Origin of the sequence: Vibrio rotiferianus (assembly GCF_002214395.1) — a bacterium.
Lineage (GTDB): Bacteria > Pseudomonadota > Gammaproteobacteria > Enterobacterales > Vibrionaceae > Vibrio > Vibrio rotiferianus.
In genome coordinates this window covers 1,836,165-1,858,268 of the sequence record NZ_CP018312.1, presented here as the reverse complement: position 1 = coordinate 1,858,268, position 22,104 = coordinate 1,836,165, and the positions used below count along the sequence as shown (strand labels likewise).

Here is a 22,104-nt window from a genome sequence, read left to right as displayed (position 1 = left end):
TAGCTTAATAGGCTCAAATATCTCATCCTTTATTCGACCGAATTCAAGCTCCCTCAAGCTAAACCTGCACTTTTGGATTCCTCTACTTTGATGCGTAACTATCGGCATTTTTAAGCAAAACTGACTGGTAAGCTTCTTGATGTGTCTATAGAGTAAAGTGCAATTGCATCATTTTGTTTTTAGGGAAGTTTACTGTGATAAGAGAAATGGAAATCTCAGACTATGATCAGGTTATTGCGTTGTGGTCTGAAACAGAAGCCATGCTGCTAAGGGATGCCGATTCCAAAGAAAATATCGCCAAATATCTAGAACGCAATCCTGGTTTGAGTTTTGTCGCGTTGGATGGTGATGTGGTTGTCGGCGCCATTTTAGTCGGGACAGATGGGCGTAGAGGTTATGTTCAACATTTAGCGGTTAAGCCTGAGTGCCGAGGCTTGGGTACTGGTGCTCGACTTATCTCAAGTGCAGTGGATGCGTTGTCTCAAGTAGGGATTGCGAAAACTCACCTTTTTGTTGCTAATGAAAACCTTAATGCGCAAGCATTTTATGAGAAGTTGGGTTGGTTCCCACGTGATGAAGTCCGTATGTTTTCCTTCAATTCCTCTGAGCTAAGCAACGTTTAGGTTGCATTGCTCACCCAATCAACAGACGTTAAGAACCGATCAGGAATAAAACCATGAAATATAAGGTAATCAAAGAGTACACAGATGCACCAAAGGATCCGATACAGGTGTCTGAAGGTGAACAATTACAATTTATTGAAGAGTCCGACCCAAATGGGGATTGGGCCAATTGGGTATTCTGTAAAGGCGTCGGGAAAGAAGGCTGGGTGCCAAAGCAAATACTTACAATTGAAGGCTGCGATGTTCTGGTGCGCAAAGATTACTTTGCAAAAGAACACACGCTGTCAGTGGGCGATGAACTTGTCGAAGAATATGAGCTAAATGGCTGGATATGGTGCGAGAAGGTTGGGGCGTTAGGTGAATGGGGATGGGCTCCTTTAAATCATTTATCTAAGGGATGAGCGAGCCAATGTGATGGTATGGCTTATCTGTATCCAGAATTAGAAAACCCAAGGTGATGAGCCTTGGGTTTGGTGTTTTAAAACGCTTCCATTAGACGTTTGTATTGAGCATCGTCCTCATACATTTTGTGGAAAATTTTGTACTTCGCATCATAGAAGTGTTTTATTTTCTCTGTCTGAGGCATCACGCTTTTGCTTATCCGACTCATCGCATTCATCGCATCTGGAATATCACTGTAGAACCCTGCAGCCACGGAGCCCAACATTGCAGAGCCAAGAAGTACGGCTTCACTCTCTTCTGGCAGTAGGATCATACAGCCAGTCGCGTTGGCATGCTCTTGTAGAAAGACACTGTTTTTCGTACCACCGCCACAGGCCATAATGGTATCGATGTCATAGCCTGAGTCGTTCATCACTTCGATAATATGGCGTGTGCCGAGTGCGATGCCTTGAATGGTCGCAAGGTACTGCAATGCCATATCATCCAACGTTTTTGACATTTTTAGTCCGGTGATTGTGCCAGTTAAATGAGCATTCGCTCTCGGTGAGCGGTTACCATGGAAGTAAGGCAGAACATGAATGTCTTTTGTCAAAAATGCGATGTCTTCTTTATTGCCAGCAAGTTCCAACAAGCGATCGTTTAATAGTTGATAAACGGTTTTGCCTTGTTTATCGGCTAGCTCCTTCGCGTTTTCATACAGTGGGTGAGAGGTGATGATGTGGTCAATCAAAGCACCAGTGGCTGATTGCCCACCTTCATTGAGCCAGTAACCTGGGATCATTGCACTGTAGTATGCTCCCCAAACACCATCAATGAATCGAGCAGTTTTTGACGCTGCCATATGACAAGACGAGGTCCCGCCGATCAAAGCGAGGCGTTTGTTAAAGTCGGCTTTCTCACCCGTCATCCCTGAGGCACCAAGAACACCAATACCACCGGCATGGGCGTCGATGATGGATGTGCCCACGGCGGTTCCTGGGGTTAAACCTAAGTCATCGGCTGCGTGCACCGTTAGACCGTCACCGACAGGCTGGCCCATAGGTAGAATTCTGTCACCAATGGTTTTTGCATTGTCTTCCAGTAGGTCTTCCAAACCAATCAGTTCGAAAAAGCCTCGATCCCATTTGTTTTCATGGCCAAGGTATGTCCATTTACATACGGTTGAGCAAAGGGAGCGACTGGCATCGAATGTTGCTTTCCAAGTTAAAAAGTCGGGTAGGTCGAAGAAGTAACCCGCTTTTGCCCATGTATTTGGCATGTTTTGCTTGAGCCAAAGCAGCTTAGGTGTTTGCATTTCTGGTGAGATACGGTTGCCCACATAAGCCAATACAGGATGCTGAGTTTTGTTGATCCGATCGGCTTGCGCAATAGCGCGATGGTCCATCCACATTACGACGTTTTGTTCGCTGCGCCCAGTAGGGCTCACCGTTAGCGGTTGGCCACTTTTATCCAACACGACTAATGAACAAGTTGCATCGAAACCGATGCCTTTGACTTGGATAGGGTCGATGTTGGCTTGAGAAACCGCATCTTTAACCGCAAGACATACACATTGCCAGATGTCATCGGAAGATTGCTCAACGAAGTTAGCTTGAGGTTTGAACATCATGGTGTCGCGTTTGGCTTCGCCCACTTTACGACCTTCTGCGTTAAAGACACCCGCACGCGCGCTGCCACTGCCTACATCAACACCGATAAAATAAATACTCATATACTGCTCCGTTAAGCCTTATTTTTTTGTAAGAAGATAAATAAGATCAAGATGCCGCCCCATAGCGCCATAGTGAGATAGCTGCTCACTCCCAGCAAATTAAAGCCACTTTCTAATGTTTGTAATACGATAAGTGCAAGACCAATTCCGATAATGCGTCCAAAACCACCGTCTGGGTTAATTCCCCCCAGTACTGAAGCGAGAATGGCCGTCAAAAGATAGGATTCTCCGTAGCCAGCCTTCGCGGAGTTGAATTTTGCCATCATCACAATGGCTGCGACCCAGCAAAGCACAGAAGAGATGACATAAACGTACAAGGTCGCTTTTTGTGTGTTGATACCAGAGAAACGAGTGGCTTTTTCATTGGATCCCATCAGGTAGATAGTTCGGCCTAAACTGGTGTGCTCCAATAGTGCCCACAAGCCAATTGCAAAACCAACGAACAAGATCAGCGGCATAGGTACGCCAAAGATAGATCCGTTGCCGAGTACCAAAAGGGTTTCTGGGAAACCAGAGATAACACTACCGCCAGAGATCAACACGTTCAGACCGTTAATCAGGGTCATTGTCCCTAAGGTGGCGAGTATTGGTGAAACGCCAACATACGCGATCAATGCACCATTGAGCAAGCCGATAACCGTAGCGGTAATGAGGCCTCCGAAAAGCGCCAAGATAAGCATTGTTGAGCTATCAGGAGCTTGAGTAATGATGCTCGCCATTACCAAACCACACGCGTTGGTTGTTGCAATGATTGACAGGTTGATACCACCAGTCAGCATGCACACGGCCATTGCTAGTGCGAGTAGACCGAGCAGTGGCATTTGCGATGACATCGATTGTAAGTTATCAATGGAGAAGAATGCTTGCCCACTTGAGAACGCCATAACGGCGAGAATGCCAACTAAAATCACCAGTAAGTAACGAATGTTCTTGTCTGTCGGTAGCTTTAAACTATTTAGCACTTGTTCCATGGTTTATGCCTCTTGTAGCGCTTGTTTTTTCTCATTGATTGCCGTCATGCTGATGCTGCAAACAATGATTAAGCCAGTTACGACCGTGTGCCAATATGAAGGTACACCGAGCAACGTTAGGCCGTTCTTAGCAACGGCGAGCAAGATCACCCCAAGGACCACGCCAAACAGCGTACCTTTGCCTCCTGTCATACTCGTGCCACCAAGTACAACTGCAGCCAGTACCGTAAGCTCAAACCCCATAAGAGAGTTTGGAGCGACTGATTGGGTAATTTGGGTTTGAACCACTGAAGCAATGCCTGCTAGTGCTCCCATGTAGCCATAAACGAACAGATTAATACCAAAGAGGTTAATACCAATACGACTCGCCGCGTCTGCATTGCCGCCTACCGCGTAAATCTGACGACCTAAGCGGGTCTTAGACATCAGGAATGAGGTGAGGGCAATCATTGCAACTAAGGTTAAGATTGGCAGTGATAAACCGTAGTCATAGCCATCGCTACCGGTAAACGTGAACAGCTCAACACCATCCATAAACCAGTCAGGAAAACCGTACAACCATTCGCCGTTACTAAAGTAAATCAGTAAGCCAAAGAACACGTTCAATGTTGAAATGGTAATGATGATCGCTGGCACCTTGAGTTTGTATACCAGTGTGGCGTTGATCATGCCCAGTAACACACCCACAACGGTTGCAATAGCAAACGCAATCATGAAGTTACCACCAATCGTCAAAATGTACGTCGCGGTGATGTACTGCGCAATCGCAGCGGTCGCTGGGAAGGAGATGTCGATGCCGCCAGCGATAAGCACGACAAACAAACCACAAGCCATGATGCCTAGCAATGCAGAGCTGACTGACATATCAAAGATGTTGCCAAGAGTGAGGAAATCTTCAGAGGTAAAAGTCAGCACTGCGACAATCAACACAATCATCAATGAGAGGTAGAACTCATGACGCTTGGTGAATGAAGATAAGGAACAACGAAACTGGTTAAGCATTGACTGCCTCCATGATTTGTTGCTCGGTAGAGTGAGCGGGTTGGAAGTCATGAGTAAAACGTCCTTCTTTCATCACAATCACGCGGTGACTGTTGTAGAACACTTCTGGGATTTCATCGCTGACCATGATGATTGCCATTCCTTTTGCGGCAAGGTCTTTTGCGATGGTGTAGATTGCTTCTTTGTTGGCAACGTCAACACCCACGGTCGGAGAGTCAAGGATGAGCACTTCTGGCTCTGCGGCTATCCATTTTGCGATAGAGATACGCTGCGCATTACCACCGGATAAACTGGTTACCGGGAGTTTTGGGTCCGCGACTTTGATGGACAATGAAGAAATCAATCTATCGACGAGCTTGTTTGCCTTTAGATGGTCAAGAAAACCTGAGGGCTTCTTCAGTCTGTGCATCACTGATGCAGTGATGTTGTCTTGAATCGCTTGTTCCATCACCAACCCAGTCGACATGCGGTCTTCAGAGACATAACCGATGCCTTGAGAAATCGCGTCACGGTTAGATTTGAATGTAGTTGGTTGGCCATTTATGCGGATAACGCCGCTGTCTGGTTGAGTCATGCCGAACAGTGCCATGCACAATTCGGTTCGGCCTGCGCCAAGTAAGCCGGTGATAGAGACGATCTCTCCCGCACGAACTTGAAATGAAATATCGTCAAACTGGCCACGTTTTGACAGCTTTTCGACTTCAAGTTTGACGGCACCTTGCTGGTAGTAATCGGCAAGAGGAGTGAATTCGAATCGTTGTCCGGTCATTAGAAAAGCCAATTCGTCACTGTCGACTTCATCAGCTTGATAGGTACCGATGGTACGGCCATCACGAATGACCGTGATTCGGTCGGAGATCTCCATTACTTCATCAAGCTTGTGGCTCACAAATACCACAGTGACGCCTTTGGATTTAAGGTCTGCGACCACTTCGATGAGGTGATTCACTTCGGTGCGAGTGAGTGAGGCGGTTGGCTCATCCATGATCATTAATTTGGCATCAGATGCCATGGCTCGGCAAATGGCGACGAGCTGACATTCGGCAATTGAAAGCTGCTCAACGCGTTTATCCAGTGGTAATTTGACACCTACTTTTGCCATTGCTTGAGTTGCAATGCTCTGGATACGCTTTTGTTGCACCAGCCCTTTTGTCCATTCAACATGATCCTGAATGGCAATATTCTCTGCGACAGTCAAGTTTGGGAATAGGGATAAGTCTTGATAGATAACTTGAATGCCGTGTTCTATTGATTGCTGTGGAGTGAGTCGAGAGTAGCGTTTGCCCGCTAATGTGATTTCAGCGCCTTTCTCTGGTGCGTGAACGCCAGATATCACTTTAAATAATGTGCTTTTCCCACAGCCATTTTTCCCGGCTAAGCAGTGCACCTCACCCTGATTGAATGTTAGGTTTATCCCATCCAATGCCTTTACGGAACCAAAGTGCTTGGATACTTGCTTGAGGGTAATAAAAGGAGTTCCAGACATGATCATTTCCAATATGGTAGGGCGGCGTTGCACCGCCCAATTTAGAACAGAGTTTGTTTAGCTTAAAAACCAAGCTGACGTGCGTTGGTTTTATCCACTTCTAGAATCTTGTTAAACTTGATCACGCGGTTTTGCGTATCGATTTCTGCATCGCCCAGCCCTTGGACATTGACCCCTTGAGATACGTCTTTGCCTTCGAGCATTTGCTTAGCAACGGCAACCATGGCGTAGCCCGCATCTGCTGGGTTCCACAAGAAGCCTTTATCAATCTCGCCACGAGCTAAGTACGGAGCAGCTTGGCTTGGCATCATAATACCCACGACGCTGATTTTGTCTTTTGCGCGTTTTTTCTTAATGGCTTCACCTGCGCCGATGCCACCTAATGAGCCGTAAGAAACGATGCCTGCCATATCTGGGTGTGCTTTCATCAGGTCATTCGTTGCGGCATAAGATTGATCGATGCTTTCAGCAACTGGCATACGGCTAGTGACTTCATACATGTCTGGGTAGGTTTTCTTTTGGTAATCGATCGCTAGATTTGCCCAGTTGTTATGCAGTGGCACCGTTAATGAGCCAACATAAACCGCGTAACCACCTTGCTTGTCCATATTTTTTGCAAGCTCATCCATGGTTGCTTTCGCGTAGGCTTGGTTATCAATCGTTTCGATATCCCAATCCGCGCCATGTCCATCTGGTGACTCATGGGTTAATACGATAATCCCTTTCTCACGAGCTTTTTTAAATACTGGCTCCAATACAGTTACATCATTCGGCACCACAGTAATTGCATCAACACCTTTGGCAATTAAGTCTTCAATAATTTTAACTTGTTGCGCTGGATCTGGAGTGGAAGGACCAAGCTGGCGAGCTGTCACGCCGAAATCCGTAGCTGCTTGCTCGATCCCTTTATTCATTTGGTTAAACCAAGGAATGCCAGACACTTTAACTACGTTTACGATTTCATAATCTTTAGCTTGAACGCCTGCAGCAGCAAGGGCTAGCGTTAAAGCTGCCGCTTTTAGTAAGACCTTTTTCATCTTCATCAATCCTTTATTCGTTATGTGTAGGGTAAGTTGAATCGATGAGGTGATCTTAAGGTGTATTTCAATAGAAGATTGAGCACCAGAGATTGAAGTGTGATTTACACACGTTAATGAAAAATTCTATAGCGATTTGTGTTAATAAATTGTGATCGTGAAAGTGTGACGTAATTTAAGGATCAGTTTTCGCCATTGTGGTTATCAAAAACATAACAATTAGATCGTATTGTTTACATATTTATTGAATTTTGAAAATGCAGGCAGATGGTGACGAGTAGAACTGGCTCTTAATGAGAGATTAATTGATAAATAGTGACGTTCAATCACAATAAATAGCAATCAAACAGTTTGTTACATGGCTTGCAGGTGATGGTCATCACCTGCGTTCATGATAAGAAAAAGAGAGAACGCAGGCAGTTTGTAATTATATAACGAATAATAGTGCGCAGTTTTCACAAGCGGCTACTGACGTAAACTGTCCAGAACCAGAACCAGAACCAGAACCAGGTTCGGTTCACCATGCACAACTACATTTCTACATGTTGAATCTCTGGGTGCTTCAATAACATCACTCGAATCCAGTGGTGTACGACCCACATCACCATGGCAGTGAGTAACACCGCAATGAAGATAGAGCTAAAGCGGTACAAGATGGAAAAGAACGCGTCTTTTTGCTCGGGTACTAACGATGTTGTTAGTGGCACGGATAGAGCAGACATGGCCGAGAATGCAATGGCGGCTTTGGCTTGCCCCTTGGTGAGCCACAGACAAAATGGTCCCATCGCGATGGTAAATGCTAGCCAGAACAACAAACCGTGCCCAAACCAACTGCCCAAAATTAACTGTACTGTCATACCCGCAATACAGCCTAGTGCGGTGCCGATGATGCGTATCTTTGCCATTGCCAGTGAGCCAGCCAGTGTCATTGGCGTTAGGATAATGAGTATCGAAGCTTGTGCAGAGAGTGAGTCGTACAAATCACCCACTTGGAACACCACAAACGCTGCCATAGCGACGACCCAACCCATTGCAACTTGGCTAATGTAGTCGATATCGCTTTTCACTGGCGTGGTCATTTCTGTTTGCAGGATCTTTGATTCAGGCTCTGGGAACAGCCAGTAGGCAAGGGCGCAAACAAAGATATTGCTGAATGAGATCACCCAAAGGTTGACGTTGAACTCTTCAATATCCATGAAATCGTAGCTTGCAAAGTTAAGTACGATAGAGCCGACCAGCAATCCCATATAACCAAACAAGTAGGTTTTCTGGTTCATCATTGCAATGCATTTGAACATCATCATGATGCCAACAGCAGCAAACATCAGGGTGGGATGAAATTGCAGGTATTCAAGAATAAAGGTGGCTTGAACCGTGGTCCAAACCGCAGAGAACAGCACCATCAATACTAAGGGCAGACTGAAGTGATCCATGCGGCCGAGCACGAACAGTGGCAGCATGACGGCAAAGAAACCGTATGACCAACCAAAGATCATGCTCAATGCCAACCCCATTGAGCAGCCGAACCAAATACGTAAGGTTTTCATTGTAGCCGCCTAGTAGATAAAGTGGAACCAGCTAGCAAGATAGATTTGTACTTGTGCCATCAGCGCCCAGAACGGGCTGTTGTCTGGATAAAGCACGATGGTTGCTCGCGAGCCGACAAATAGCGATGAAGGCAGTGCTTCTTCACTGGTTAGATTCACGCGAGTGCGCTGTGCATCTCGTACCCAACGGTTGTTTACTTCGACTTTGGTTAGCGCGCCATTGGGTGTTTGTTGTGCTGCAGCGACACCGTAATCTCGGCTGGACAGATCGAAGTCGTAGACTGAGCCTGGATTAGCATCAAACGCGACCATTGCGTGATAGCTGTTATTGACGTTGGCAACCGATTTCTCGCGGAAATCAGCCGCCACCCACATTGAACCTGTTGGTACGAATGTCAGTAGTGGCATGTTAGTGTTTGCCATGGTTCCCACTTCCAACTGCAGGTTAGTCACAACACCGTCACTTGGTGCAAGTACTGAGGTATTTGCAAGATCGAGCTGTGCTTTCTCGATACCATTTTTAGCAATGCGCACAGCGGTGCTTTGGCCTTTTTTATCGCCAAGTTGGGCTTCAATCACTTTCAGGTTTTGCTGCTCAGCCTTTAGGGCTGCACGCGATACTTGGTTTTGTGCGTAGGCGTTGTCTAAGTTCGATTGTGAAATGACTTTCTGTTGAGACAGCTTTTGCAGACGGGAGTATTCGTTGTGCGCGTTGTTGTAAGTTGCTTGAGCGCGCGCAATGTTTGCCAATGCCGCTTCACGTTGTGAATATAGGGTGGCTTCTTTCTCATAGGCCGATTGCAGTGACAACTCGGCTTGCTCTAGCGCTATTTTGTATTTTCGATCGTCAATCTTGAACAGTACATCGCCTTTGTGTACTGCCTGGTTGTTGTCGATCATAACATTGGTAACTTTGCCCGATACTTCCGGAGCAACCTGTACTACGTAGCCTTGAACTCGCCCTTCGGTGGTGATTGGCGCGTGTCGGTCAGCAATGATGATGTAGAAAAATAGTACAATGAACAGGACAATAAGTGTTCGCATCCAGTGTTTGAATTTATGATCCGCTGTCATAAGGAAATCCTGAATTTATGGGGCTATAAAGCAAATAAGATAACGAATTATAGAGAAGTCGGTCACAATTCAGTAGAATGACAATAAGCGCACAAATGACCTAAAAGTAGGACAATGAACGTAAGTTTTGATGATCTTCATCTGTTTAGCCAAACTGTCGTGCACGGCGGCATCAGTGCTGCGGCAGAAGCTAACCAGCTGCAACGCTCTAAAGTGAGCCGTCGATTGCAAGAATTAGAGAAAGCCCTGGGTTGCCAACTGCTGATTCGAACCACGCGAACTATTGAGCTTACCGAGCACGGCAAGCGTCTGTTTGAGCTGGTGGGGCAGCCAATTGAACATATTCAGCAAGGGTTGAAGGTGATGCACGAGTATCAGCAAGAGCTGACGGGTAAAGTACGGGTTGCTATTCCTTCTGCGTTGATGAGCTCAGCGGCGTTCAATTGGATCATCAACGAATACACCACGCGCTACCCGGAGATGTCGGTGGAGATTGAAAACCATCAAGAGAGTGTCGATCTCAAACGCCAAGCATTCGACCTTCAGCTTCTTCCGAGCGTTGCGAAAGTCTCGGATGACAGTTATGTTCAGTTCAGTTTATTGCCGTATCGTAGTCATTTCGTGGCATCCCAAGCCTATCTTGATGCACATCCACCGCTGAAAAACATGGATGACTTAAAACATCATCGGTTGTTGACCAATAGATACAATGCAGATTTATTGGACCCAGAATTACACGTGGCGGTTAGGTCAGATGATTTGAACTTGCTGCGTCTAATGGCGATTGCAGGAAACGGCATCGCATTCATACCTCAAGTGCATTCAAAGCCTGCCTTGGAGGACGGGCAGTTGGTCGAAGTGTTGCCAGAGTTTACTCATCCTAAACAGCATCTGACGTTGATTTATCCATCTAACCTGTTTTTGCCAAACAAGGTTAAAGCCTTGATTGAGCTGTTTAGAGAAAAATTTCAATAGCAATAGCAATAGCAATAGCGTGAGCGGGCAATAACTTTGCGAATTTGTTCATCTGATTGTCTGGTGGATCTGGTAGATTTATCTTAATCAAACGCTTGAATATGTCGATTCTCAAGCGACTCATAGGAGATGAGAATGTTATCGAAAAATGCCACGGGTCTGATTGTTGTCGATGTACAAGGTAAATTGGCAACGCTCATGCATGAAAGCGAAGCGCTGATTGAAAGCACCACCAAACTAGTCAAAGGAGCGAAAGCACTCAACTTACCTATTGTTTGGCTAGAGCAAAACCCAGATCGCTTGGGACCAACCGTAGAACCAATTCGTGAAGTGTTGGCGAAAGATCATCTGCCGATCGCCAAGTACACGTTTGATGGTTGCAAAGAGCAAACATTCAAGCTCGCAGTAGAAAACGCCAAAGTCGATACGTGGTTGGTTTGTGGCATCGAGTCACATATTTGTGTGTATCAAACTGCGGTCTCGCTGCGGCAGATGGGTTACCGAGTGGAACTTGTGACTGATTGTGTTTCTTCCCGAACACCAGCTAACAAGGCGCTGGCGCTAGCCAAACTGGCCGCCAATGGTGTTGGTTTAACTGGTGTTGAAATGTGCTTGTATGAAATGGTTGAAGATTGCCGCGCGCCAGAATTTAAATCAATCCTAGCACTCATTAAGTAACCAGATTACGCTACTGTATTTATTCGAATTCTCGTTGATATCTTGGCAACATGGACTCGTTGCCAAGTAATCCACCTTGATGGATATAGATGAGAGTCTTGTCTTTATTTTCTGCCAACCACGGCTGTAAACACTGCCACATGTACGGGTCATAAAGCAGGTCAAACTCAAGGTTAGTTTGGTCGTGCAACGCGTTCCATGTTTCGTAATCGCTTTGGTATAAACGGCCGAAGTGGTGTTTATCACGCACGGATAAAATGGTCGGATGGTTATCCGTTTCTAGAGTATTGAATTGTTCAGTCAGGTATTGTGCGTCACCTACGCAAGCACAGGTTACTACGTCAATTCCGTGTGGTTTTAAATGCTTACTCAAATAGAGTGCGGTTGTGCCCGTTCCGGATGGTAAGGCGATGACAAACTGTTTACTGCCTTCAAAACGCGTCCACTCAAGGATTTCCATTGCTAGCTGTTTCACACCCGGTTCGGCAATGGAAGCTCGTCCGCCTTCAGGCACCACAAGGGTGGTTTCGTCCATGCCACGCACTTGTTCAATATACTCCAGAGGGTGAAGCTCAGAGCCAATGTTTTGCATTGCGGTGATGGTCATTCCCAGATCAAGTGCGCCACGATAGTTACCAATCGGCGCGTCTTGGAGCCAAGAAGGAATGTGGTGAACGTAGAACTCGAAGTTCCAGCCTTTGATTTGTGCCAGTGCAGCAAGGGAATACATCGCATTGGATTGGGCTGAACCATAACTGATAAGCGTTTTGATATCGCTATTCTGCGTTTCCATCAACGCCATAAACTTACGTGCTTTATTCCCAGAAAAGTGAGAGTGCAGCATGTCATCACGCTTTAGGAAAAAGGTATGACCGTTAAAGTTGTGTTGAGTTATCGGGCTTTCAGAGAGTTTCATGCTACTGCTGACGTGTCCAACCACGTGACCTTGCCGTAAAAAAGGGCGCGTAGTGTAACGCTATTAAACTCAGATAAAAAGTCCGTGTTTCAATATACCTAAGAGACTTCAAGATGCAGACATTGGGTCAATGCTATGCTCCCGAACGGCACTCTTTGCGAATTGTATGAGCCGCGCAGCTCGGAGGTTACTTGGGTGAACCACCGCTTCGGTTATTCCTGATGTTCTGAAGCGAGATCAATCAGTGCTTCACATCCACCCTCTGGATGTGTGCCAATCTTAAATTGCCAGCCATAGCGTTGGCATAAGTCATCCACAATCATCAAGCCCAAGCCATGACCATCAGAATGAGGAATACTTGAGAAGCCTTCCCCTTCGTCACGGACCGAGATGGTGTTTTTATCCATGCCTATGTGAATCGACCCTGATGGTGTTGCCGCAATACCGTTGCGAATTAGGTTGCCAAGAATAATAGTGAGCACCGCTTTGGTGGCTCGCGTTGTTGGATTACCCTTTACCTGAACATCAAATTTGAGCGCTTTTTCATCCGCTTGAGCTTGGCTTTGGGAGATGATTTGGCTGAGTTCCTCTTCGGTAATGCTTCGCATAGGAGAGTCATCTGCATTGCGCTCGTATCGCACTAAACCGAGTAGGGCGTCCACCATAGTTGACATCTGCTGCGTGGCATCCTGAATTCGATTCACTTGGCGTGTTTGGAAATCTGTATTTGCACTTCTTGCCAATAAGCTGCTTGAACCTTTCATTACCGTTAGAGGAGTACGAAGCTCGTGACTCGCATATCGAGCAAATGCTTGTTCACGGTTGATGGTTTTATTAATTTCACTTCGGTATTCGTTTAGGTGCGAAGCCAGTTTCTGGAATTCTTGTGCTGATCCGGCTGGAACTGAAAAAATCTGCGTTGGGTCACCATGATGTTGATCCAACTGGCTTTTCAATGAATTTACAGGCTCGATTAGGCTTTGAGATAGTCGCAATAAGAGACTGCCAAACAAAAAAATGAGGACCGCAACGACACTGAGTACTAAAGCGACGACGAAGATAAATTCATCGTAGGTGATTTCAATTTCATCAATGAGCGAAATGAGGATGACTGGGTACTCAACACCATTATGTGTATAAGTACTCATGTAGACCATACGTGAGGATATTTCGTCACCCACTTCATCGAGAAACTGTTTTTTTCCAACTAAGTATTCTTGATATTCGGCTGGAACTAACTCTATATCGTTGTACGCGGTGGTTAGCAGGTCGAGTTTAATGATCCCTTCATCAGGATAGAGTTGAAAATGCTCTATGGCCTCTTTTTTGTCTATCATGATGCGACGCTCACCGACACGATCTTCAGACCATAGTAGTGACGCTGTAACTAATAGGAAGCAAAATATACCGATGACGATTGAAACCAAAGAGAAAAACAGAGCTAACCGCCCAGTCATGCTCTGTGTGTTGTCAAGCAGTCGGCGTATCATTCACCACTCTCCAATCTAAAGCCGACTTTCGGTATTGTCTTTAACAGATGTGACTCGAACGGTTTATCGAGTTGATTCCTCAGCTGGTAAATATGGCTGCGTAATACATCATTATTGGGCTCATTTTCTTGCCACAAGCTAAATGCAATATCCTCACGCGTAACGATATCCGGGGCACTCTTTACCAGCATTTCTAAGATGGTGTATGTGGTTGGATTGAGCGCCAGTAACTTGTCTTGTCTGTAAGCTTTTCGTGTTTTCTGGTCAATCGACACTTCACCGTACTCGAGTTTGGCTGAAGCCACAGTCCCACGATAACGACGGATGAGTGCTTCCATTCGAGCTTCTAAGATATCCAAGTCAAATGGTTTGGTTAGGTAGTCGTCTGCGCCATGTTGAAAGCCTTTAAGCATATCGTCACGGCTATCAAGTGCGGTCAGCATCAATACTGGAGTATTGTTGCCAGCATCTCTAAGTTTGTTGCATACCGTTAAGCCGTCCATTCGTGGAAGCATCAAATCGAGCAAAATAATGTCGAAGCTGTTTTCCATAGCAAGTTTCAATCCCAACTCACCATTATCTGCATAATCGAGATCCATTCCTGCACACTCGAAATAATCGAAAAGCATGCCGGCAATTTCTCGATTATCTTCGACTAAAAGTACGCGTTTCATGTATTGCTCTCCATTTTTTGCAGATTTTAGAAAATCGCTTTCTGTTTTAACCGAACATTATGCACTAAGGGCGTGAAAAAGATGTCGACAACAACTCTTTCACATAGCAACAAGTAGATTAGTGCAACTAAAAGATTCCAGTGGAAGAGTAGCATGTCGACTTTAAACATTCACGCCGCAACCTTTTCAAAGGTCAATCAAGACTCTGAGCTTAAACCGGTTTTGTCTGTCATTGTGCCTTTTTACAATGAACAGGAAGTCCTTCCTGAGTTTCATCGCCGCCTAACTGATGTATTAGATGCTATGCCAGAGCATTGCGAAATTATCTACGTTGATGATGGTAGCCAAGATAGCAGTTTAATGATCGCGCAAAACTTTTCTCAATCCTCTAGCGCGGTTCGTTGTATTGCTCTTAGCCGTAATTTTGGAAAGGAATCTGCCATGAGTGCAGGCCTAGAGAACTGTAAAGGTGAGGCTGTCATCGTGATCGACGCCGACCTGCAGGATCCGCCAGAGTTGATTCCTAAGATGGTGTCTAAATGGCGTGAAGGCTATGACGTGGTGAACATGCAACGCAGTGAGCGTCATGGTGAAACGTGGTTTAAACGTTTCTCTGCGGCTTGCTTCTACAAACTCCTAAACAGTATGGCGAAGCTTGATGTACCGGAGAACGTAGGTGATTTCCGTCTGTTGAGTGCAAAAGTGGTAAAACACATCAATGCCTTACCAGAGCGTAACCGTTACATGAAAGGTATTTTCTCTTGGCCTGGTTTCAAGCAAGTCACGGTTCAGTTTGAACGCGATGCTCGACATTGCGGAGAAACTAAGTGGAACTATCTCAAGCTAATCGGGCTTGCTATGGATGGCATCACGTCCTTTTCAATCCGTCCTCTTCGTTTGGCGACGTTGGCGGGTGCTTTAGTTGCGTTTAGTGCATTTCTTTACGGTGCTTTCATAGTGATGAAAACCGTCGTATTCGGTGAGCCCGTCACCGGTTATCCATCCATGATGGTGGTTCAACTCGCATTGGGTGGCGTTCAACTTCTGTCTATTGGCCTTTTGGGCGAATACATCGGGCGTATTTTCGTCGAGACCAAGCAACGTCCTCTCTATCTTGTTCAGTCTGTTTACGAGCAGCCAGCAAAACATCAATCCATCCAATCTCTGAAATTTAAATTGGGAGAAACCGCGTAATCATGAGTATTAATAAAACCCACCTGTGGTTGTTATTGGCGTTTGCTCTTTTACTCCGTCTTATTTCACTAGCTACTTATCCTCTAATGGACACCACGGAAGCCCGTTATGGAGAAATGGCGCGCTTAATGGTGGAAACTGGGAATTGGTTAACCCCGCAATTTGACTACGGTGTGCCTTTCTGGGGTAAGCCACCTTTATTTACTTGGATGAGTGCATACGGTATTGAGCTATTTGGCTTGAATGAATTTGCAGTTCGTGCGCCCCATTGGTTAGCGGGTGTACTGACAATCGGCCTTATCGCGTTTATGGCTCATCGAGCAGGTTTCAGTGCGCTGATCGCTTCTCTCGTCTTGGCGACTTGTGGCATTTTTTCTATCGCAGCGGGAGCGGTCATGACGGACATGGCTCTTACCCTTGCGATGACAATAGCTATGATAGGTTTCTATTACTGCTGGCTTGGAAAAGATAAGTACAGCCGACTTTGGGGCTATTTAGGCTTCTTTGGTTTAGCGTGTGGTCTGCTAGCTAAGGGACCAGTGGCGATTGTGATCATGGGTATCGCTGTATTCCCTTGGCTTATCATCCAGCATGGTTTTTTGGGGGCTTTCAAAACGTTGTGGCAGCGTTTCCCAATTGTTTCCGGATTGGCACTGATGCTAGCAATTGCATTGCCATGGTACATCATGGCAGAGATGGCGACCCCTGGCTTTATTGATTACTTTATCGTTGGTGAACACTTTAAGCGCTTTGTGGTAAGTGGTTGGGAAGGGGACTTATATGGCTCTGCCCACGACCAACCTCGCGGTATGATTTGGTTATTCTGGCTACAATCAGCTGCGCCATGGTCTATCGTTTTACCCGTTTTAGCTTTGAAGCGTAGAAAAGCACTGAAGGAGATCGAAACCGATCATCAGGGTTTATTTACCTTTTTACTTTGTTGGCTAATTTCCCCAATGATTTTGTTTACGATGGCAGGCAACATCTTACCTGCATATGTGCTTCCAGGAGTTCCCGCGCTTGGGTTAATCATCGCGATGCTAGTCGACAAGCAAGACCTCAAGTGGCTTTCTGGGACCGCAGCTGTTCTGCCGGTTCTTCTGATGATCGCGATGCTAGTTCTGAATCTTGGTAAGGCGGATAGCCGCAGCGATCGTGTGATCTTAGAGCAGGTAAAAGATGACGTTCCTGTCTTCTACGTTGGCAAGCGTCCATTCTCTGGACAGTTTTATAGCCAAGGCCAAGCGAAACAACTCGAAGATCTTGCCGTTCTAGAATCATTACCTCGTTACCATTTAGTTGGTAAAGATCATGAAGTTGATGTTCTCATCAAGAACAAATCATTAAGTTGCATGAACGAGTTTACTGCCAATTCTAAGCGCTCCCTATATAGCTGTATTACTAGTGAAGCGAATGGCTAAATTTGCTCGGTTTGCTTTTGTCGGTGGTGTTGGCTTTGTGGTCGACACCATTATCTTTGCGTTGCTATTCCATTTTATTGGCTTGGATCTAATGATTGCCCGTAGTATTGCCTTTTTGTTTGCGGCCACCACAACCTGGCTTGGTAATCGCTGGCTTACATTTTTCCAATCCAACAAAGCCAATCCTTTACGACAATGGCAAAAGTTTATGATGAGTGCTTGTATCAGTGCGTTACCAAATTTCATTGTTTTCAAAGGCGTCACTTTATTCTTAGGAACTCAAGGTTTCATGGTGTACGTTGCATTAGTTTTGGGAATACTGACAGGCATGGTGAGCAACTATTTGTTGAGTTCAAAGTGGGTATTTCGCCAGGAGTGAGGTTTCAGCACATTCTCAGTTCTGTCTGGAATTAACCAAGCGACTTATTCTCATCACAGTTCAAGCTTTCTTATTCTCTCTTTTACTGAGTTATCGATAAACCGAGTGCGTAGTGCACTCGGTTTTTTTGTCTATTCTCTTCCGTTTTTTTCTTTAATTTGCGTCTTTTTGAAATTTGCTACGTCCTACAAGTATAAATTGGGATTAATTCAATGATGTCTGGTGATGCTTTATGCATCTTTAATGATCTGATGAATGCTTTGGTTGAGTGGATTTTAGAAATCAATTCGTGCTTCAAAGGAGTCATTACCGTATGAAGTGTTTACTGTGTTTTAGAACTTGCTCTAGATCATTAAAGTGTTCAAAATTGCAATCTTTGATTTTAAATATTTAAACTTTGATGTGGTTTAAGAAATTAAACCTGACTCATATGTTTTTGGTGATCTTGTTCAACTATTGCGCGTGATTTCGATCAATTCTTCGATTTTTGTTGGTGTTTTAGACGTGAATTGATGGTTTACAGAAGTTTACTCTGTATTGCTCAACTAACCCGAAAGAAGTAATTTACAGTCATTGAGTTCAAAAATGTAAACCAAGATGAAGAGTGTAAAGCAAGTACGATTCACCGATGAAGATAGAAAATGTTTAAGCAACTACTTTCGTTTGGCAGACACGATTGCCGATTTGATCGGACCGTACTGTGAAGTGGTTATTCATTCATTTGAAAGCTTAGAAAATTCAGTCGTGAAGATCGTGAATGGTCATCATACCGGCCGCGAAATTGGCTCGCCAATCACCGATTTGGGTCTACGTATGTGGAGCACATTCGAGAAAACGGGCGAGGTCTCTCCGAAGAGTTATTTCACCAATGCAGCCGATGGCTCGCTACTGAAATCGACCACTTGCATTTTGGCTGGTCCAGAGCAAAAGCCGATAGGCATGCTGTGCATCAACATGAACTTATCTTTCCCATTCCCTGAAATCGTTAAAACACTGATGCCGCAATGCAATGTATCGCAAACCCTAGTCAGCGAAACGTTCAGCAACAACGCGAATGATGTCATCAAGCAAGCGTTGAGTGCAGCGACGCAAGAAGTGGATCAAGACGAGACGATTTCAGCAAAAGGTCGCAACAAAGCCATTATTCGCTGCCTGTTTGATAACGGCGTATTCGAGCTTAAAGAGACGACAACACAAGTATCAGAGCAACTTGGGATCAGCCGTCAGGCGGTTTACAAGTTTATCCGTGAATTTAAATCAGAATAAAATTAATAACTTAGGAGTTACATTGTGAAACAGATCATTGCCACTGAACAAGCACCAGCAGCTATCGGCCCTTACTCACAAGGTACAGCTTATGGCGAAATGGTTTACACATCAGGCCAACTACCACTGGTTCCAGAAACCATGCAGTTTGTTGAAGGCGGCATCAAAGAGCAAGCTCGTCAGTCTCTAGAGAACTTAAAAGCGGTTCTAGAAGCAAGCGGTGCGGGCCTAGACACAGTATTGAAGACAACATGCTTCCTATCAGATATGGAAAACTTCGCCGCATTTAACGAAGTGTACACAGAAGTATTTGGTACAGAAAACGCACCAGCTCGCTCTTGTGTTGAAGCAGCAAGACTACCAAAAGACGCATTGGTTGAAGTTGAAGCCATTGCATACAAAAAATAACCGATTTTCGGACATAAATGGGTATCAATAGGAGATTCTCATGAGCGTTTCATTTATTGGATTGAGCATCCTGTTCTTTGGGTTCTACGCATTACTTGCGAACTTCAAAAAACAAAAGAAAAGCTTTAACTTCCGCGTACTGAGTGCGCTTGCTGCTGGTCTGTTATTCGGCGGTGCGATTCAACTCGTATTCGGTGTTGGCAACGTTGCAACAGCAGGTTTTGCTGAACTGATTTCTGTGTTCGGTAAAGGCTACATCAAGCTTCTACAAATGATCGTAATCCCACTAGTATTTGTGGCGATGATCTCTTCGATCATGAACGTAGAAGGCGGCGGTGCACTATCGCGTATCGCACCAAAAATCATCGGTATTCTACTTTTCACTTGTGCTATCTCTGCGGCAGTGGGCATCGCAAGTATTTACCTATTCGGTATCGATGCAAACGCACTAGTGAGCACAATTGGTACCAACGGTGCGATTGAAGCTCGTGGTGATGCACTAGTAGCGACGCAAGATGCAATGGCGAGCAGCGGTCTGTCAGGTATGGCACTGTCTATCATCCCAACCAACATCTTCGACATGCTAACGGGCTCTGAGCGTACATCGACACTATCGACAGTATTGTTCGGTATGTTCCTTGGCTACTGTATCCTTCAAGTGAAAAACCGTAAGCCTGAGAAAGTGCAAAACTTCGTTGATTTCATCAACTCTGCAAAAGAAGTGGTGCTTTCAATGGTACGTGAGATTCTGAAGCTGACGCCTTACGGTGTATTCGCTCTGATGACAACGTTCATGATGACAAACGATTTGTTCGCACTAGCAGAAATGGGTCGCTTCCTACTAGCAAGCTACGTGGCAATCGGTGTAATGTTCGCTATCCACTTCGTGATGGTGTCTATGTTCGGTCTGTCTCCTGCGAAGTTCATGAAGAAAATCTGGCCAGTGCTAGTATTTGGCTTCGGTTCTCGCTCAAGCATGGCAGCAATCCCACTAAACGTTGAAACTCAAACTCAACGTCTAGGTGTGGACGAAGAAACAGCAAACATGTCAGCAACATTCGGTACCAGTATCGGTCAGAACGGTTGTGCGGGTATCTACCCAGCAATGTTAGCTATCATGGCGGCTCAAGTAATGGGTATGCCAGTAGACCTAGGCTTCATCGTACAACTGATTGCTGTCATCGCGATTGCTTCATTCGGTATCGCAGGTGTTGGTGGCGGTGCAACGTTCGCAGCAGTAGCAGTACTGACTATCATGGGTCTAGACATTACGGTTGTGGCGATTCTGGTTTCTATCGAAGCACTTATCGACATGGCTCGTACCGCGCTTAACATCTCTGGCTCAATGTTGTCAGGTGTACTAACCGCGAAGAAGAATGGCTCACTAAACACTGAGCAATACAATGCTGATGTGGCTGCAACAGTAACAAAAGAAGCAGCAGTGTAATTTCCAAACTTAATAAAGAGCACCCAACGCGGGTGCTCTCCGTTTTTCCTGAGTTCAGGTTATTTAGGTAATAAATATGAAAGTTGTTGTCGTAGGCGGTAGCGCTGCAGGTATGAGTTTCGCAGCGAAATACAAACGTAATCAGCCATCAGATGAAGTGATTGTGCTAGATAAGCGCGATTACATCTCGTTCGGTGCGTGTGGTTTACCTTATTTTGCTGGTGGCATGTTTGATGACACTGAGCGCATGATTTCTCGTACGCCAGAGCAAGCGATTAAATCTGGTTTAGACGTGCGCATTGAAACTGAAATGGTGGCACTAGACCGCACTGAAAAGCAGATTAAAGTCCGTCACCAAGGTGAAGAAAGCACCATCGATTACGATATGTTGGTGATTGCCACGGGCGCACGCCCAATCGTGCCATCGTTTGGCGAGTTCAACCCAGAACACGTATACACGCTAACCAGCATGGAAGATGGCTTGGCGGTAAAAGAAGCGCTTAAGGACAGCAACAAACAACGCGTTTGCGTTATCGGCGGCGGCTTTATTGGCCTTGAAGTGTTCGATGCCGCACACCTACTAGGCAAGCACGTTACCATCATCGAGCGTGAACAGCACGTGATGAGTCGTCAGCTCAGCCCTGAAATGATTGAAGTGGTAGAAGGCGCGATTCGTGAATCTGGCGCTGAGCTTAAAACCGGTTGTAGCGTATCAGCCATTCGCGACGCAGAGCAGGGCGGTTACATCGTAGAAACCGACAACGGCAATGTTGAAGCAGACGTTGTGATCATGTCACTTGGTTTCAAACCAAACACAGAAGCGTTCGAGTTACCAAAAGCCGCGAACGGTGCACTACTAGTAGATGAGTTTGGCGCAACAGAAGATGCACACATTTACGCTGTTGGCGACTGTGCAGTGGTTCACCACATGGCGCTAGGAAAATCAGTATATGTTCCGCTGGCAACCACAGCGAACAAACAAGCGCGCATGATGGCTGACAAACTTGCTGGCAAAGACACTTACATGAGTGGCTTCTTAGGTTCATCTTGTTTGAAAGTGCTGGACTACGAACTGGCATGCACAGGCGTATCAGAACTTCTAGCCAAAGAACACGGTTTGGAAGTGAAGGTTTCAACCATTTCAGATAAGAACCAAACCGACTACTACCCAGGTCAAGAAGACATTAAAGTGAAGTTGGTTTATCACCCAGAAACCAATGTACTGCTTGGTGGCGAAATCGTTGGCAAGAAGGGCGCAGTAGGCAGAATCAACGCACTTGCTGTTGCCATCACCGCGAAGATGACAACACAGCAACTAGGCTACATGGACTTCTGCTACGCACCACCATTCGCACGTACTTGGGATGCACTGAACGTTGCAGGTAACGTAGCGAAATAATTTA

21 protein-coding genes are annotated in these 22,104 nt (G+C 45.6%); 11 read left to right on the top strand and 10 right to left on the bottom strand.

Annotated features, from left to right (window positions below):
* The first annotated feature begins 206 nt into the window (after positions 1-206).
* Together BSZ04_RS17725 and BSZ04_RS17720 are read left to right on the top strand one after the other, a co-directional pair.
* Complete coding sequence (locus BSZ04_RS17725; protein WP_045387896.1) at positions 207-623, top strand: GNAT family N-acetyltransferase; 417 nt, start codon at positions 207-209, stop codon at positions 621-623.
* A gap of 53 nt (positions 624-676) precedes the next feature.
* Complete coding sequence (locus BSZ04_RS17720) at positions 677-1,024, top strand: SH3 domain-containing protein (protein WP_010447429.1); 348 nt, start codon at positions 677-679, stop codon at positions 1,022-1,024.
* A gap of 77 nt (positions 1,025-1,101) precedes the next feature.
* Here the strand turns inward: BSZ04_RS17720 and BSZ04_RS17715 are convergent, their stop codons facing one another.
* From BSZ04_RS17715 to BSZ04_RS17685, 7 genes are all read right to left on the bottom strand, one after another.
* A complete protein-coding gene (locus BSZ04_RS17715; RefSeq protein ID WP_010447431.1) occupies positions 1,102-2,736 on the bottom strand; it encodes an FGGY-family carbohydrate kinase in 1,635 nt (544 codons plus the stop codon).
* An 11-nt stretch (positions 2,737-2,747) separates the two neighbouring features.
* Positions 2,748-3,707 (bottom strand): ABC transporter permease, encoded by a 960-nt coding sequence (locus BSZ04_RS17710; protein WP_088881007.1) that lies wholly within the window; start codon positions 3,705-3,707, stop codon positions 2,748-2,750.
* Between the two features lie 3 nt (positions 3,708-3,710).
* Entirely contained in the window at positions 3,711-4,709 is a 999-nt protein-coding gene (locus BSZ04_RS17705; protein WP_088881006.1) for an ABC transporter permease, read from the bottom strand.
* The gene (locus BSZ04_RS17700; protein ID WP_088881005.1) at positions 4,702-6,195 is read right to left on the bottom strand and encodes a sugar ABC transporter ATP-binding protein; all 1,494 of its coding nucleotides are present in this window, start codon (positions 6,193-6,195) and stop codon (positions 4,702-4,704) included. Before BSZ04_RS17700 ends, BSZ04_RS17705 begins: the two co-directional genes overlap by 8 nt.
* A gap of 62 nt (positions 6,196-6,257) precedes the next feature.
* Positions 6,258-7,232: an autoinducer 2 ABC transporter substrate-binding protein gene (locus BSZ04_RS17695; protein WP_010447437.1), complete on the bottom strand. Its 975-nt coding sequence runs from the start codon at positions 7,230-7,232 to the stop codon at positions 6,258-6,260.
* 530 nt (positions 7,233-7,762) lie between these two features.
* On the bottom strand, positions 7,763-8,779 hold the full coding sequence (locus BSZ04_RS17690; RefSeq protein WP_038885053.1) for a DUF2955 domain-containing protein: 1,017 nt from the start codon (positions 8,777-8,779) through the stop codon (positions 7,763-7,765).
* Between the two features lie 9 nt (positions 8,780-8,788).
* Positions 8,789-9,853 carry an HlyD family secretion protein gene (locus tag BSZ04_RS17685; protein ID WP_071236157.1) on the bottom strand — a complete coding sequence of 355 codons (1,065 nt, stop codon included), beginning with the start codon at positions 9,851-9,853 and terminating at the stop codon, positions 8,789-8,791.
* Between the two features lie 114 nt (positions 9,854-9,967).
* Here BSZ04_RS17685 and BSZ04_RS17680 point away from each other — a divergent pair, with 114 nt between their 5' ends.
* Positions 9,968-10,828, top strand: coding sequence for a LysR family transcriptional regulator (locus tag BSZ04_RS17680; protein WP_088881004.1), 861 nt, complete (start codon positions 9,968-9,970; stop codon positions 10,826-10,828).
* 135 nt (positions 10,829-10,963) lie between these two features.
* Positions 10,964-11,506, top strand: a complete 543-nt coding sequence (locus BSZ04_RS17675) for an isochorismatase family protein (protein WP_162531072.1) — start codon at positions 10,964-10,966, stop codon at positions 11,504-11,506.
* A 19-nt stretch (positions 11,507-11,525) separates the two neighbouring features.
* On the opposite strand, the gene BSZ04_RS17670 is transcribed toward BSZ04_RS17675, so the two are convergent.
* From BSZ04_RS17670 to BSZ04_RS17660, 3 genes are all read right to left on the bottom strand, one after another.
* The gene (locus tag BSZ04_RS17670; RefSeq protein WP_088881002.1) at positions 11,526-12,422 is read right to left on the bottom strand and encodes a 1-aminocyclopropane-1-carboxylate deaminase/D-cysteine desulfhydrase; all 897 of its coding nucleotides are present in this window, start codon (positions 12,420-12,422) and stop codon (positions 11,526-11,528) included.
* Positions 12,423-12,634: 212 nt separating this feature from the next.
* Positions 12,635-13,912, bottom strand: coding sequence for a sensor histidine kinase (locus tag BSZ04_RS17665; protein ID WP_088881001.1), 1,278 nt, complete (start codon positions 13,910-13,912; stop codon positions 12,635-12,637).
* Entirely contained in the window at positions 13,909-14,586 is a 678-nt protein-coding gene (locus tag BSZ04_RS17660) for a response regulator transcription factor (RefSeq protein WP_010447445.1), read from the bottom strand. Before BSZ04_RS17660 ends, BSZ04_RS17665 begins: the two co-directional genes overlap by 4 nt.
* 153 nt (positions 14,587-14,739) lie before the next feature.
* Here BSZ04_RS17660 and BSZ04_RS17655 point away from each other — a divergent pair, with 153 nt between their 5' ends.
* From BSZ04_RS17655 to BSZ04_RS17625, 7 genes are all read left to right on the top strand, one after another.
* Positions 14,740-15,780: a glycosyltransferase family 2 protein gene (locus tag BSZ04_RS17655; protein ID WP_088881000.1), complete on the top strand. Its 1,041-nt coding sequence runs from the start codon at positions 14,740-14,742 to the stop codon at positions 15,778-15,780.
* A 2-nt stretch (positions 15,781-15,782) separates the two neighbouring features.
* A complete protein-coding gene (locus tag BSZ04_RS17650) occupies positions 15,783-17,201 on the top strand; it encodes an ArnT family glycosyltransferase (protein WP_038885044.1) in 1,419 nt (472 codons plus the stop codon).
* Positions 17,194-17,580, top strand: coding sequence for a GtrA family protein (locus BSZ04_RS17645; protein WP_010447448.1), 387 nt, complete (start codon positions 17,194-17,196; stop codon positions 17,578-17,580). Before BSZ04_RS17650 ends, BSZ04_RS17645 begins: the two co-directional genes overlap by 8 nt.
* A 597-nt stretch (positions 17,581-18,177) precedes the next feature.
* On the top strand, positions 18,178-18,846 hold the full coding sequence (locus BSZ04_RS17640) for a helix-turn-helix transcriptional regulator (protein WP_088880999.1): 669 nt from the start codon (positions 18,178-18,180) through the stop codon (positions 18,844-18,846).
* A gap of 24 nt (positions 18,847-18,870) precedes the next feature.
* Complete coding sequence (locus tag BSZ04_RS17635; protein WP_071236150.1) at positions 18,871-19,254, top strand: RidA family protein; 384 nt, start codon at positions 18,871-18,873, stop codon at positions 19,252-19,254.
* Positions 19,255-19,294: 40 nt separating this feature from the next.
* Positions 19,295-20,701, top strand: coding sequence for a cation:dicarboxylate symporter family transporter (locus tag BSZ04_RS17630; protein ID WP_012128363.1), 1,407 nt, complete (start codon positions 19,295-19,297; stop codon positions 20,699-20,701).
* Positions 20,702-20,777: 76 nt separating this feature from the next.
* A complete protein-coding gene (locus tag BSZ04_RS17625; RefSeq protein WP_088880998.1) occupies positions 20,778-22,100 on the top strand; it encodes a CoA-disulfide reductase in 1,323 nt (440 codons plus the stop codon).
* Positions 22,101-22,104: the final 4 nt, after the last annotated feature.

Excerpts from the sequence above, each read along its gene's own strand:
- BSZ04_RS17725 (WP_045387896.1), top strand. The coding sequence starts at position 207 with ATGGAAATCTCAGACTATGATCAGGTTATTGCGTTGTGGTCTGAAACA.
- BSZ04_RS17720 (WP_010447429.1), top strand. The coding sequence starts at position 677 with ATGAAATATAAGGTAATCAAAGAGTACACAGATGCACCAAAGGATCCG.
- BSZ04_RS17715 (WP_010447431.1), bottom strand. The coding sequence starts at position 2,736 with ATGAGTATTTATTTTATCGGTGTTGATGTAGGCAGTGGCAGCGCGCGT.
- BSZ04_RS17710 (WP_088881007.1), bottom strand. The coding sequence starts at position 3,707 with ATGGAACAAGTGCTAAATAGTTTAAAGCTACCGACAGACAAGAACATT.
- BSZ04_RS17705 (WP_088881006.1), bottom strand. The coding sequence starts at position 4,709 with ATGCTTAACCAGTTTCGTTGTTCCTTATCTTCATTCACCAAGCGTCAT.
- BSZ04_RS17700 (WP_088881005.1), bottom strand. The coding sequence starts at position 6,195 with ATGTCTGGAACTCCTTTTATTACCCTCAAGCAAGTATCCAAGCACTTT.
- BSZ04_RS17695 (WP_010447437.1), bottom strand. The coding sequence starts at position 7,232 with ATGAAAAAGGTCTTACTAAAAGCGGCAGCTTTAACGCTAGCCCTTGCT.
- BSZ04_RS17690 (WP_038885053.1), bottom strand. The coding sequence starts at position 8,779 with ATGAAAACCTTACGTATTTGGTTCGGCTGCTCAATGGGGTTGGCATTG.
- BSZ04_RS17685 (WP_071236157.1), bottom strand. The coding sequence starts at position 9,853 with ATGACAGCGGATCATAAATTCAAACACTGGATGCGAACACTTATTGTC.
- BSZ04_RS17680 (WP_088881004.1), top strand. The coding sequence starts at position 9,968 with ATGAACGTAAGTTTTGATGATCTTCATCTGTTTAGCCAAACTGTCGTG.
- BSZ04_RS17675 (WP_162531072.1), top strand. The coding sequence starts at position 10,964 with ATGTTATCGAAAAATGCCACGGGTCTGATTGTTGTCGATGTACAAGGT.
- BSZ04_RS17670 (WP_088881002.1), bottom strand. The coding sequence starts at position 12,422 with ATGAAACTCTCTGAAAGCCCGATAACTCAACACAACTTTAACGGTCAT.
- BSZ04_RS17665 (WP_088881001.1), bottom strand. The coding sequence starts at position 13,912 with ATGATACGCCGACTGCTTGACAACACACAGAGCATGACTGGGCGGTTA.
- BSZ04_RS17660 (WP_010447445.1), bottom strand. The coding sequence starts at position 14,586 with ATGAAACGCGTACTTTTAGTCGAAGATAATCGAGAAATTGCCGGCATG.
- BSZ04_RS17655 (WP_088881000.1), top strand. The coding sequence starts at position 14,740 with ATGTCGACTTTAAACATTCACGCCGCAACCTTTTCAAAGGTCAATCAA.
- BSZ04_RS17650 (WP_038885044.1), top strand. The coding sequence starts at position 15,783 with ATGAGTATTAATAAAACCCACCTGTGGTTGTTATTGGCGTTTGCTCTT.
- BSZ04_RS17645 (WP_010447448.1), top strand. The coding sequence starts at position 17,194 with ATGGCTAAATTTGCTCGGTTTGCTTTTGTCGGTGGTGTTGGCTTTGTG.
- BSZ04_RS17640 (WP_088880999.1), top strand. The coding sequence starts at position 18,178 with ATGAAGAGTGTAAAGCAAGTACGATTCACCGATGAAGATAGAAAATGT.
- BSZ04_RS17630 (WP_012128363.1), top strand. The coding sequence starts at position 19,295 with ATGAGCGTTTCATTTATTGGATTGAGCATCCTGTTCTTTGGGTTCTAC.
- BSZ04_RS17625 (WP_088880998.1), top strand. The coding sequence starts at position 20,778 with ATGAAAGTTGTTGTCGTAGGCGGTAGCGCTGCAGGTATGAGTTTCGCA.